Annotated in this window: 12 protein-coding genes; 8 read left to right on the plus strand and 4 right to left on the minus strand. The window is 59.8% G+C overall.

All coding sequences use genetic code 11. From position 1 onward, the window contains the following. Nucleotides 1-93: 93 nt before the first annotated feature. Nucleotides 94-843, minus strand: coding sequence for a 30S ribosomal protein S2 (gene rpsB / locus RAS12_RS09405; protein WP_306947553.1), 750 nt, complete (start codon nt 841-843; stop codon nt 94-96). An 851-nt stretch (nt 844-1,694) separates the two neighbouring features. Here rpsB and map point away from each other — a divergent pair. The 8 genes from map (at nt 1,695) to RAS12_RS09445 (ending at nt 10,066) form a co-directional block, all read left to right on the plus strand. Next, nucleotides 1,695-2,516, plus strand: coding sequence for a type I methionyl aminopeptidase (map, locus tag RAS12_RS09410; RefSeq protein ID WP_306947555.1), 822 nt, complete (start codon nt 1,695-1,697; stop codon nt 2,514-2,516). A 19-nt stretch (nt 2,517-2,535) separates the two neighbouring features. Beyond that, a complete protein-coding gene (locus tag RAS12_RS09415; protein WP_306947557.1) occupies nt 2,536-5,142 on the plus strand; it encodes a [protein-PII] uridylyltransferase in 2,607 nt (868 codons plus the stop codon). A gap of 79 nt (nt 5,143-5,221) precedes the next feature. After that, nucleotides 5,222-5,935: a MarC family protein gene (locus RAS12_RS09420; protein WP_306947559.1), complete on the plus strand. Its 714-nt coding sequence runs from the start codon at nt 5,222-5,224 to the stop codon at nt 5,933-5,935. Nucleotides 5,936-5,970: 35 nt separating this feature from the next. Further along, complete coding sequence (locus RAS12_RS09425; RefSeq protein ID WP_306947561.1) at nt 5,971-6,456, plus strand: disulfide bond formation protein B; 486 nt, start codon at nt 5,971-5,973, stop codon at nt 6,454-6,456. A gap of 5 nt (nt 6,457-6,461) precedes the next feature. Then, entirely contained in the window at nt 6,462-7,061 is a 600-nt protein-coding gene (locus tag RAS12_RS09430; RefSeq protein ID WP_306947563.1) for a nucleotidyltransferase family protein, read from the plus strand. A 2-nt stretch (nt 7,062-7,063) separates the two neighbouring features. Further along, the gene (locus tag RAS12_RS09435; RefSeq protein ID WP_306947564.1) at nt 7,064-7,585 is read left to right on the plus strand and encodes a YgjP-like metallopeptidase domain-containing protein; all 522 of its coding nucleotides are present in this window, start codon (nt 7,064-7,066) and stop codon (nt 7,583-7,585) included. A gap of 543 nt (nt 7,586-8,128) precedes the next feature. Then, the gene (locus RAS12_RS09440; RefSeq protein ID WP_306951377.1) at nt 8,129-8,551 is read left to right on the plus strand and encodes a tripartite tricarboxylate transporter TctB family protein; all 423 of its coding nucleotides are present in this window, start codon (nt 8,129-8,131) and stop codon (nt 8,549-8,551) included. A 12-nt stretch (nt 8,552-8,563) separates the two neighbouring features. Beyond that, nucleotides 8,564-10,066 carry a tripartite tricarboxylate transporter permease gene (locus RAS12_RS09445; RefSeq protein ID WP_306947566.1) on the plus strand — a complete coding sequence of 501 codons (1,503 nt, stop codon included), beginning with the start codon at nt 8,564-8,566 and terminating at the stop codon, nt 10,064-10,066. Between the two features lie 133 nt (nt 10,067-10,199). Here RAS12_RS09445 and purF read toward each other — a convergent pair whose 3' ends face one another. From purF to RAS12_RS09460, 3 genes are read right to left on the minus strand one after another with little or no spacing between them, the layout of a single operon-like run. Next, a complete protein-coding gene (gene purF / locus RAS12_RS09450) occupies nt 10,200-11,720 on the minus strand; it encodes an amidophosphoribosyltransferase (protein ID WP_306947567.1) in 1,521 nt (506 codons plus the stop codon). 30 nt (nt 11,721-11,750) lie between these two features. Continuing rightward, complete coding sequence (locus RAS12_RS09455; protein WP_306947569.1) at nt 11,751-12,239, minus strand: CvpA family protein; 489 nt, start codon at nt 12,237-12,239, stop codon at nt 11,751-11,753. After that, nucleotides 12,239-13,048, minus strand: coding sequence for an SPOR domain-containing protein (locus RAS12_RS09460; RefSeq protein WP_306947571.1), 810 nt, complete (start codon nt 13,046-13,048; stop codon nt 12,239-12,241). The genes RAS12_RS09455 and RAS12_RS09460 overlap by 1 nt, the downstream gene beginning before the upstream one ends. Between the last annotated feature and the right edge of the window lie 8 nt (nt 13,049-13,056).

The following is a 13,056-nucleotide window of genomic DNA, read 5'->3' on the forward strand; positions in this document are numbered from 1 at the left end:
AGATGGGAGCCCACCTTCGCAGTGCCGGCGAGGCGGGAGCGGACGGATATTCCAGCCGCTCCCTGTTACTCACCGCCGGACATGACAGCAGGCTTAGGCCTGGTTGTCCTGCACTTCGACGAACTCTTCCTGACCTTCACCCAGCTCTTCGACCAGACCATTCATGTTCTGTTCGCGGCCTTCCAGCACGGCGTCAGCGATGCCCTTGGCGTACAGCGCGATGGCCTTGGCCGAGTCATCGTTACCCGGGATGACGTAGTCGATGCCATCCGGCGAGTGGTTGGTGTCAACCACAGCGACGACGGGGATACCCAGCGTCTTGGCTTCGGCGATGGCAATCTTGTGATAGCCGACGTCGATGACGAACATGGCGTCGGGCAGACCGTTCATGTCCTTGATGCCGCCGATGGCCTTGTTCAGCTTGTCCAGCTCGCGCTGGAACAACAGGCCTTCCTTCTTGATCATGCGTTCAGCGCCGCCTTCGGCAACGATGACTTCCATGTCTTTCAGGCGCTTGACCGAGGTCTTGACCGTCTTGAAGTTGGTCAGCATGCCGCCGAGCCAGCGGGCGTCGACGAAGGGCATGCCGCAACGGGCGGCTTCGGAGGCAACCAGATCACGCGCAGCGCGCTTGGTGCCAACGAACAGGATGTTGCCGCCGCGAGCAGCCAGCTGCTTCACGAACTTGGTGGCTTCCTGGTACTTATCAACCGTCTTTTCCAGGTTGATGATGTGAATCTTGTTGCGGTGACCGAAGATGTACTGAGCCATCTTGGGGTTCCAGTAACGGGTTTGGTGACCAAAGTGGACACCCGCTTCCAGCATTTCGCGCATCAAAGACATGTAATTCTCCAAGGGTTGATTTCTTGCGCCGCACCTGCATCAGCATCTGGCTGACACCCTGGGTGGTGTTGCGCGCGATTTCCCGCAACATGCGGGATGGACAAAATTTTAACCGGGCCGACCGATCACTGCCGCAATGATGCTGCTGCGATAAACCCAGACGGCCGCCACGACTAGAGCCCTGCACTGCTCGCTTGCACGGCGCTTAGTGTCAGACACTCCAGGAATTTCCTGGAAGTTTCTGGCGGGTTTCCCCGCAGTTGGCAGCACGGTTAACCATGCTGCGACTCACCAAGCGCACCCGGACCTGTTTTGTTGGCAGCGAAATCCAGCTCTTCGCGCAGTGGCCTTACAGCCCCGCGCGCATCAGACAATCGGGGCATTTCTTAAGAAAACACAAGTGTTTTCAAGAACTTAATCCGACATCCATACCGAACCTGCATCGCCGCTCAAAAACATGACCGGGCTTACAAGCACGCCGTGCCCCAGCTTTGAGTAAGACCCATGACACCTGCCTGACTTTGGCGAGCGTTGCCCCAACAATTGCTCCCAAATTTGCCCCAACAGTCCTACTACCAGACGCTGGCAACCTGCCCGATTTCGCTCCACAACCTTCGCTTGCGGTGAAACTTCAGGGCTTGCTGCCGATCTCATGAAAGGATCGTTGGCACTATCTTGAGCGCGGCCATTGGCGCTAAACACTTACCAAGGAAGGAAAGGGATCAAAAGCCCAACCCGCCACCGGAATCGGCTCTTGCCGTAACCCGATTGCTCCCCAAATTTTTAGGGAAGCCTATAATTCTACTATTCTTTCAAGCAGACATTCAAGCGAGAGATCGTCAAGTTACTCCATGGGCACAATTACCAATCCGGCCGACCTGGCCAAGATGCGCGCAGCCTGCCAGGATGCCGCCAAGGTTCTCGACTTCATTACCCCCTACGTCAAGCCGGGTGTGACCACCGGAGAGCTGGATCGGCTCTGCCTGGAATACCTGACCGATGTGCTGCACGTGAAGTCGGCCACCGTGGGCTACGCCCCGCCCGGCTACCCGCCCTTCACGGGCGCCATCTGTACGTCCGTGAATCATCAAGTGTGCCACGGCATCCCGGGCGACAAGGTGCTGAAGAACGGTGACTCACTGAATATTGACGTCACCATTATCAAGGATGGCTGGTTTGGCGACACCAGCCGCATGTACGCCGTGGGCGAACAGTCCATCTTGGCCCGCCGCCTGACCGACATCACCTTTGAGTGCATGTGGAAAGGCATCCAGCAGGTAAAGAACGGCGCTACGTTGGGCGACATCGGCAACGCCATCCAGAAACACGCGGAATCCAACGGTTTTTCAGTGGTGCGCGAGTTCTGTGGGCACGGTATTGGCCAGCGCTTCCATGAAGACCCGCAAGTGCTGCATTATGGCAAGCCCGGCACCGGCGTGAAATTGGTGACAGGGATGCTGTTCACGATTGAACCCATGATCAATGCCGGGCGCCGCGAAATCCGCCAATTGTCCGATGGCTGGACGGTTGTTACGCGCGACCACAGCCTGTCCGCGCAATGGGAGCATGCTGTCTGTGTAACCGAAACCGGTTACGAAGTGCTGACCCTGTCGCCCGGCATGCCCCCGCCGCCGGCTTTCATCACCGAACCCATCATCATCCCCGCCGTCTGAGGCCCTGCCGCACGCCACCATGACCGCCGAATACCTCAGCTCCCTGCGCGAACGCATTCAGCAATCCCGGCGGGCCGCGGTGGCCCAGTTCCGAGAGCACGAACGCCCGGACACCCTGCTGTCTGAATTACGCCGTATCGTCGACGCCGCTCTGCGCGATCTGGTCAAGCATTACCCGCTTCCGGCCGGCGCCACGCTCGCAGCAGTTGGCGGTTATGGCCGAGGCGAACTCTACCCGCACTCCGACGTTGATCTGCTGATTCTGCTGCCGCAGGTCCCCAGCCGCGAAGACGAGACCGCCATCGAGCAACTGGTGGCGTCGCTGTGGGACCTGGGGCTGGAGCCCGGCCATAGCGTGCGCACCATTGAAGACTGCGAGCGCGAGGCCGACGCTGACATCACGGTGGAAACCGCGTTGCTGGAATCCCGCTGGCTGGCGGGCAGCCGGTCGCTGATGAAGAAATTCGACGCCGCCACCAAATCGCGCCTGGACCCCCGCGCTTTCTTCCGCGCCAAACGCGTGGAAATGCAGCAGCGCCATGCGCGGTACCACGATACCCCCTACGCGCTGGAACCGAACTGCAAGGAATCACCCGGCGGACTGCGCGACCTGCAAGTCATTATGTGGATGGCGCGAGCCGCCGGATTCGGAGACAGCTGGCGCTCGGTGGCGCAAGCGGGCCTTTTGACATCGTCCGAAGCGCGCGACCTGCGCAAGGCCGAGCAAGCCTTCAAGCGCCTGCGCATCGAATTGCATTTGCTGTCAAACCGCCGCGAAGACCGCGTTCTGTTTGACCTGCAACCGGCGCTGGCCGAGGTTTACGGCATCCATGCCACGGCCACTCGCCGTGGCAGTGAACTATTGATGCAGCGTTATTACTGGGCAGCGCGGCTCGTCACGCAGCTCAACGGGATTCTGGTTCAGAACATCGAAGAACGGTTGTTCCCGCGGCCCGACAGCGACGCACGCGACATCGACGACGATTTCCGCAACCTGCGCGACCGTCTGGATATCATTCGCGACGACGGTTTCGAGCGCAATCCCACACTGCTGCTGCGCGCCTTTCTTCTGATGCAGCAGCACCCGGAACTCACCGGCATGTCTGCACGCACTTTGCGCGCCATCTGGCATTCTCGGCACCGCATCGATGCCCAGTTCCGCCGCAACCCGGTCAACCGCAAGCTGTTCCTGCAAATCCTGCAACAGCCCCGCGGCATTGTGCACGAGCTGCGGCGCATGACCATGCTGAATATTCTGCCCCGCTACCTGCCGGTATTCCGCCGGATCGTGGGCCAGATGCAGCACGATCTATTCCATGCCTATACGGTGGACCAGCACACGCTGGCCGTGGTGCGCAACCTGCGCCGCTTCACCATGCCCGAACACGCCCAGGAATATCCGCTGGCCAGTCAGTTGATTGCGGGCCTGGACCGGCACTGGCTGCTGTACGTCGCTGCGCTTTTTCATGACATCGCAAAGGGACGCGGCGGCGATCACTCCGAACTTGGCGCCCGCGAAGTGCGCAAGTTCGCGCAGGAACACGGCATGGAGCCGGAAGACACCAAATTGGTGGAATTCCTGGTGCGCCAGCACCTTCTGATGTCCGCCGTGGCGCAGAAACGTGATTTATCCGACCCGGCCGTCGTCCAGGAATTCGCCGCTACCGTCAAAGACGAGCGCCATTTGACGGCGCTATACCTGCTGACAGTGGCCGACATCCGCGGCACCAGCCCCAAGGTCTGGAACGCCTGGAAGGGCAAGCTGCTTGAAGATCTGTACAAACTGACGCTGGCGGCATTGGGCGGCGCCCACGCCGATGCGCACACCGTGCTGACCGAACGCAAGGAAGAAGCCGCCCGCCTAACCCGGCTGGCAGGCCTGCGCGATGACGCTCGTGAAGCGTTCTGGAATCAGCTGGACGTTGCCTATTTTCTGCGTCACGACGCTTCCGACATCGCCTGGCACACCCGCCACCTGTACCACCAGGTCGCCCCCACCCAGGCTGTGGTCAAAGCCCGCCCCACCGAGCAAGGCGAAGGTTTGCAGATCATGGTCTACACGCGCGACGCGCCCGACCTGTTCGTTGCCATCTGCGGCTTCTTCGACGCCAAGTCGCTGTCCATTCAGGATGCGCGCATCCACACGACCCGCCACGGCTGGGCGCTGGACAGTTTCATCGTGCTGCTGCCCGAAGGGGCGAGCGACCTGCGGGCGCAAGCCACGCTGGTAGAGCACGAACTGGCTGAACGCCTGAAAGATCCGCAGGCAGCCGCCCAGGCGCAAACCAGCCGCGGCAGCTATTTCGGCCGTGGCCGGCAGTCACGCGTGTCGCGAGTCTTTCCCGTTATGCCGCAGGCCGAACTGCAACCCGACGAACGCAGCACATCCTGGCGTCTTTCTGTCACTGCCACGGATCGCCCGGGCCTGCTGCACGCCTTGGCGCGCGTCTTTGCCCGCCACGAAGTCAATCTGCTGATGGCCAAGATCATGACGCTGGGCGACCGCGTGGAAGACGTATTTATCGTGGACGGCACGGCGCTGACTCGCCCGCGCAGCCAAATGCAGTTTGAACGCGACGTTCTGGACGCGTTGGCAGGCGAAGAAGCCCTGCAACGGGTCGCCTGACGCCGGCCTCGCAAGACATCGCCAGACCGTACCCGGACCGAATACAATCCGGGTTTTCGGTCAGGCGACACCCGCTACCATGCTGCTCAATGACTATCTGCGTGTTTTCGGTGGCAGCTTTCTATTTGCGCTAGCCACACTGCTACCGTTTTTGAACCCGCCTGCCATCGCGCCAATTTTCCTGTCATTGACCGAAGGCGCGTCATCATCCACGCGTATGGTGCTGGCCAAGCGTGTCGCCATCAACGTGTGCCTGATGCTGATCGTCGCCATGGTGGCCGGCAACGTGCTTCTCAGCTTTTTTGGCATCTCGCTGTCGATCGTGCGAGTGGGCGGCGGCATGCTGGTGATCGCCAGCGCCTGGCGGCTGGTGAATTCGCCCGATGCCGACACCGAGCGCGTGGCGCGCATGGCCGAGTCCTTCACCACCGAAATGGCTAAAGCGCGTGCTTTCTACCCGCTGACTTTTCCCATCAGCTGCGGCCCGGGATCGATCGCCGCCGCGATCACCGTGGGCGTGTCGCTGAGAGATCAAAATCATGTGCTGAGCCTGGTGCGACTGGGCGGCTCGATTCCGGGAATTATCGCGGTGTCTTTGACGCTGTATGTCTGCCTGCGGTTTGCCGCGCAGATGCTGCATCGCCTGGGTGACAACGGCACCGCCGTGTTCATGCGGCTGTCCGCCTTCATCATGCTGTGCCTGGGGGTGCAGATTTTCTGGGAAGGCGCGCGTGAATTGCTGCTGGGTGTTTTGACCCAGGTCATGCAACCAATTCCGATTCCCAAGGCCTAAGTGTGGCCCTATCAACTCCACGACTCAGAACAACAATGACTACCCGCTCTGAACGCCTGCTCCGCCTGATTGCGCTTTTTTGCTTTGGCGCCGTGGGCATCGCCCTGCTGTCCCAACACGTCTTCGACATGCCGCCCTGCGCCTGGTGCGTCATGCAGCGCCTGATTTATCTGGTGATCGGCATCGTCGCCCTGATTGGCGGTTTTGGCGGCGGCCGTGCGCTGACCCGCCCGTGCGGCGCCCTGGCCGCGTTGTTATCACTCGTCGGCGTTGCCGCCGCCTGGTATCAATACAGCGTCGCCGCCAACATGCTTTCCTGCGACCAAACCTTTGCCGACCGCTTCATGACTGGCGCCGGCCTGGACGGCGCAGTGCCGTGGCTGTTCGGCATCTTCGCCACTTGCATGGATGCCAAGGTGCCGGTACTGGGCGTCGAGTACGCCTTGTGGAGCCTGGCGCTCTTTGCGGTCTTGTTCTTCATGGCCCTGCCCGTCGTCTTCAGGCGCGGCGCAACCCGCTAAATAACGTGGCGCGTCCTGTTACCCAGGACCCACATGCCGCTGCATTGCGCGCGCTGGTCCTGGCCCACCCGCCCTTGATGCGCTGGTTGCGGGCCGCGCGCGACCACGCGCCGGCCGGCGGATGCATCGGCGCGGGTGCAGTGCGCTCGCTGGTGTGGAACCACCTGCATGGCTATCCGGCTGGCAGCCATGCGCCAGCGGATGTCGACTATGTTTATTTCGATTCTTCGGACCTGAACGCGACGCAAGAGGCCGGCATTGCCCGGCGTCTGCGCGCAGCCGCGCCGGATGCGCCCTGGGAAGTGGTGAATCAGGCTCGCGTGCACCTCTGGCACCGGAACAGCCTTGGAGGCGCCCCGCCCCCGGCGCTTTCGCTTGCCGCCGGTATCGCCCGCTGGCCAGAAACGGCAACCTGCGTAGGCGTGGCGCTGATGCCAGATGAACAGCTACGCATCATTGCACCGCACGGCCTGGCCGATTTGTTCGGTCTGGTGCTGCGCCCCAGCCCGGCCGCAGATATCCAGGCTTATGCCCAACGGTTAGCCTCCAAGCGCTTCGCCGAAATCTGGCCACGCCTGACCATTGCTTCACCTGCCCCCAACTGATCGTGTCTACCCTGAAATATCTGACCGGCTACCCCGAATCCCTGCTGATGCAGACGCAAAAGCTGCTCGACCAAGGCAAGCTAGGCGCTGCGCTGCTTGCCCGATACCCAGAGGGCGTGCACGACGTCCGCACCGACCGCGCGCTCTATCAGTATGTGACTGACTTAAAAAACAGCTACATGCGCAATGGCGATCTGATCAACAAGGTGGCCTACGACAGCAAGATTCATGTGATCCAGCATGCGTTGGGCCAGCACACCTACATCTCCCGCGTACAAGGCGGCAAGCTGCGAGCCAAGCACGAGATCCGCGTGGCCACATTGTTCAAGACCGTGCCGGCCGAATTCCTGAAGATGATCACGGTGCACGAACTGGCGCACCTGAAAGAAAAGGATCACAACAAGGCGTTCTACAACATGTGCCTGCGCATGGAGCCGCACTATCACCAATACGAATTTGATCTGCGTCTTTATCTGACGCATTTAGACGCGACGCGCGAAGCGTTGTGGAGCCCCAAGGCGTAAAAGGCCCGTTCGCGGCAAGGCTTGCCAGATTCCATGTAACGCGAACCCCTCGCGCAAACATGTCGATGCGCGAATCAAACAGATCAATAAATAATAAATACTGTTTGCGCCATCGGGGTTATCTACTCCCCTCAATACCTCGGCCAATATCCCTATTGGTTTTTTGCATAGCAGCCGCCCGACGCGAAACGGCTGAAAACAATCCACACAAAGCTGACAACTCCGCCGCAACGCTGACGGACTCATTTCCATTTTCTGACGAACATCTGAATGATGGCTGACCGCATGCTGACTGCATTCTTAATTAATGCTGAATATCGGCTGCCCATCAGTGCAAACATTTACAAAACTAGGGTTTGCGATTATGGAAAAGTAAAAACTGAAGCAAAAAGAGAAAGCGAACTGAAAGAACTGCTTATTAGACTTCTCAGACTTTTGTAAGGAAGCTGACGCGGCGTAATTCGTTGACGTCACTAATAACAGGGAGGGCAGCAAATGCCAAATCAGAGCGGCAATGTGCGTGGCGGGGGAATTCATAGCCAAATGAATAACCAGAATTTTATTAAGGGTGTTTTCATCATGGCGTTCGCCCTTTTGTTTGGGCTGGCATCATTGCGTTACCCCGTCGGCACATTCTCAAGAGGTGGACCTGGGTTATTCCCTTTAATGGCAAGCTCAGTATTGTTTGTGATCGGCGTCATCACGACAATAACGGCGTTTTTCATCAAGCCGATTCCGATGAGCCATAGCATCAAGAACATTTCCATCATCATGTTGAGCCTGGTGGGATGCGCGGTGATATCCGGTCTTATCAATATGATCGCAGGCATTATCTTTCTGGTTTTCTGCTCTTCGCTCGCTGCCACGTCCTATTCAACGCTGCGCAACGTAAAGATCTGCGTGGGACTGATTGCCGTGGCTTTCGGCTTCAAGACGTTGCTTGGTCTTAACCTGCCCTTACTCTAACCAGAGCCTGCGATGGAAATCCTAAATAATCTGGCGCTCGGATTCGAGCATGCTTTAACCTGGCAAAACCTTCTTTATTGTGCGGCGGGTTGCGTCATTGGGACGCTGGTCGGCCTGCTGCCTGGACTCGGGCCTCTGTCCACCATCAGCTTGCTGCTTCCGCTGACGTATTCCATTCCCACCGGCGGCGCGCTGATCATGCTTGCCGGTATTTATTATGGCGCCCAATACGGAGATAGCGTCAGTGCCATTACCATGAAGATTCCGCACGCAAGTAGTATTGTCGCTTGCATAGACGGATATCAGATGAACTTGAATGGCAAGACAGGTCTGGCCTTGTTCACTGCTGGCGTTTCCAGTTTTATTGGCGGAACCGTCGCTATCGTGGTGCTGTCGACGATGACACCCATACTGGGTGAAGCAGCCTTCCTGTTTGGGCCGGCGGATTATGCCGCGCTTATGCTGATGGGCTTCTTTTGCGTCAGTTTTGTCAGCAGCGGCAATATGTTGACGGGTTTGGCGATGGCTGTCGTTGGCGTGCTGTTGGCCTCGATTGGCACGGATGTGAATAGCGGGACTGCCCGCTTCACGATGGACTTCGCCTTCCTGCAGGACGGAATTGGCCTGATCAGTATTGCGCTGGGTTGCTTTGGGATTGCAGAAATCGTCAAGAACCTGGACAACCGGAACGTGCTTACCCCCTTTAACGGCAAGATTAAACTCATGCCGACCTGGGCTGAGTTCAAACGGATCATCCCCAGTGCCTTGCGAGGCAGCGTGATTGGCTCTGTCTTGGGCATTCTGCCTGGCGGCGGTCCGACGATTGCCCAGTTCGCTGCCTATGCCGCTGACAAGCGCTTTAGCAAGTATCGTCACGAAATGGGCAATGGCGCGATTGAGGGCGTGGCCGGACAAGCTGCTGCTGACGAAGCCGCCGCCCGCACCAGCTTCATTCCGCTGATGGCCATCGGCATCCCTGAGAACGCCGTGATGGCTTTGATGCTGGCTGCCTTTGTCATCAAAGGCATCCAGCCCGGCCCCAACATGATTGGCAGCCACCCTGATTTGTTCTGGGGGCTGGTCGCCAGCATGTGGATCGGCAACTGCTTCCTGCTGCTGCTGAATGTGCCGCTCGTGCGCTACTGGCTTACGGTATTCAAGATTCCCTATACCGTGCTGTTCCCCTCGATCTTGTTCTTCTGCATTGTCGGCACATTCAGCATCAATAACAGCCTGGATGACATCTACATCACGGCAGTGTTTGGCTTGATCGGATATGCCTTCTTGCGATTGGGCATGGGGGCTGCGCCGCTGATGCTTGGCTTCATTCTGGGCCCGATGCTTGAAGAGAATTTCCGCCGCGCAATGCTGCTCAGCAGAGGCTCGTTCAGCGTGTTTGTGACACGTCCGATCAGCGGCACCTTGCTTGGGATGATCAGCTTGGTTCTCGTCTGGAAGTTCGTCGTGTTCGTTCGCGACACCCGCCGAGCCAGATTGGCAAACGCGGCAGCCTGACGCCGTTTCCAGGCCGCGGTACACATCGCAGTGGCCCCCTCTTCCGAGGGGGCCAGCGTTTGCCCCGGTCATAGGCGAAAAAAATGCCGTCACATCGTGACGGCATTTTTCATGAAGCAGCTGCGAAGAACAATCAGGCTTCGTTTGCAGCGTAGCCCATATTGAACTTCAGCCCGCTGGCGCCTTCGTCCTGACCCGGCTCCGCGCGCGACTGGCCCAGGCGGGCCAGGTATTCGGCGGTAATGTCGCCGGTGACGTATTCACCGTCGAAGCACGACGCTTCGAAACGCGACATCTTGGGATTCAGGTCGCGCACCGACTGCTGCATGTCATGCAGGTCCTGATAGATCAGGGAGTCAGCGCCGATCGCGCGAGCGATTTCTTCGTCGTTGCGGCCGGTGGCGATCAGTTCCGATTGCGTCGGCATGTCGATGCCGTACACGTTCGGGAAACGCACCGGAGGCGCGGCCGAGGCGAAGTAAACCTTGTTGGCGCCAGCAGCGCGCGCCATGTCCACGATCTCGCGGCTGGTCGTACCGCGCACGATGGAGTCATCAACCAGCAGCACGTTCTTGCCCTTGAACTCCATACCGATGGCATTGAGCTTTTGGCGCACGGATTTACGGCGGACAGCCTGGCCGGGCATGATGAAGGTGCGGCCCACGTAGCGGTTCTTGATAAGCCCTTCGCGATAATCCAGATTCAAGCGCGCGGCCAATTGCATCGCAGCAGGACGCGAGGAATCCGGAATCGGCATGACAACATCGATATCGCCCAAGCGCATATTGCGCGCCACTTTGTCGGCCAGATATTCACCCATGCGCAGACGCGCGTCGTACACCGACACGCCGTCGATCAGCGAGTCCGGACGGGCAAAATACACGTATTCGAAAATGCAGGGCACCAATTGCGGATTGTCAGCGCACTGGCGGCTGACGAAGCGGCCGTCCAGGTCAACGAACACAGCTTCGCCCGGATCAACGTCACGGACGAAAACAAAACCGCTGCCTTCGAGCGCCACGGATTCCGAGGCCACCATCCATTCAACGCCCTCTTCGGTTTCCATGCGGCCGATACACAGCGGACGGATACCATTGGGGTCACGGAACGCCAGCAGGCCGTAGCCGGAAATCTGAGCCACAACGGCGTAGGCGCCACGCACGCGCTTGTGCACCGCCGACACGGCGCGGAAGATGGCGTCGTCGTCAAGCGACACGCCATTGGCCGACGACTGCAATTCGTGCGCAAGCACGTTCAGCAGCACTTCCGAGTCAGAGTTGGTATTGATGTGGCGGCGATCGACCCGGTAGAGCGATTCGCGCAGTTCACGCCAGTTGGTCAGGTTGCCGTTGTGGGCAAACATGATGCCAAACGGCGCGTTGACGTAGAACGGCTGGGCCTCTTCCTCGCTGGCGCTCGAGCCCGCGGTGGGATAGCGGACCTGGCCGACGCCAGACGTACCCGGCAACGAGCGCATGTTGCGCGTACGGAAAACGTCGCGCACCAGGCCGTGAGCCTTGTACATATTGAATTGGTTGCCTTGCGACGTCGCGATGCCCGCGGCGTCCTGCCCGCGATGCTGCAACAGCAGCAAGCTGTCATAGAGCAGCTGGTTGACCGGCCCGCGCCCGATGACCCCTACGATTCCACACATGGTGAGATTTCCTGGTTGATTTGAAGCTAATCAATACGGCAGCCAAGTCGCCAAAGACGGCGGCAGCCACGTTTTGATATGTTTGATGGCCTCGATGGCCGAATGCGAAAACATGGCGTCCTTCCACCACGGCTCTTGGGGCAACGGCGTATAGCCGGCAGCGGCGACCAGCGCCAGCACGATCAACAGACCACGGGCCAGTCCGAACATCCCGCCCAAGCCGTGATCGGCGGGGCTGAGTCCGGTACTGCGGATCAAGGCGGCTAGCGTCATGTTGACCAAACCCACACCGAGCAGCACGATGATGAACACCACGGCGTATGAGACTCCCATGCGCAGCAGCGTCGTTTCAATATAGGGCTCCAACCACGTATAGACCGTGGGACCCCACCATATTGCGGCGACAAACGCCAGCAAATAGGCGACCAGCGACAGCACCTCTTTGAGCAGGCCGCGAACCAAGCCCAGCACACCCGAGACCGCCAGGATGGCCAGCACGACGAAGTCGAAACCGGTCACTATTGGGCGGCAATAAAACCATTGTCATAACCCAAGGTGCGCAACCGCGCCTGGGCCGCCTGCGCCGCTTCGCGCGAGGGGAATGGCCCCACACGCAAACGGTACTGCTGTTTGCCTCCGATGGAGGCTTGTTCCACAAATGCGTTGGTAACACCAGCCTGATGCAACTTGGTACGGCGCGACTGCGCGTCTTCCTGCGTGGTGTAGGCCGCGATCTGCAACACGAAATTACCCTTGGCGGCGGCAGGCTTGGGCGCTGGCGCGGCAGCAGCGGGCGCCGAGCGGCCTTCCAGCAAGGCCAGCGCGCGGGCGCCGTCATCCGAGCGTGTATCAGGCTTTGCCGGCGTGGCCGGCTTGGGATCAGGTTTGGGCTTGACCTCAGGCTTGGGCGGCGTGACTGGCGGCGGCGTGACCGGCTGCACGGCTGGCGGAGTCGTGGGCGTTACGGCCACATGCGGCGTGGACGGCGTCATGGGCGGCGGCGTCGGTATCGCTGACGGATCGGTCGGCGCTGCACCTGGTACTGAGGTAGCGGGCGTCGTCGGCGCGGCGGCCTGCGGTTCGGTGACTTGCGGCTGGAACGGCGTATTGCGTTCCGGCACCCTGATGGGGATGTCCGCAACCGGCACGGGTTGCGAGTCCAGCACCATGGGCAGAATGATGACCGCCGCCAGCACGAGTGCTACGGCGCCAGCCAGCCTGCGCCGCGCGCGGCCGCGCAGCTCCGCAGCCTGAACCTCGCTAGGCACTGCCGCCCGTTTGGAGGACTGCGCCTGATCGGCAGGATCTTTGCGTTTGAAAAAACCCATGGAAGAGA

The organism is Achromobacter seleniivolatilans, assembly GCF_030864005.1.
Classification (GTDB): Bacteria; Pseudomonadota; Gammaproteobacteria; order Burkholderiales; family Burkholderiaceae_B; genus Achromobacter; species Achromobacter seleniivolatilans.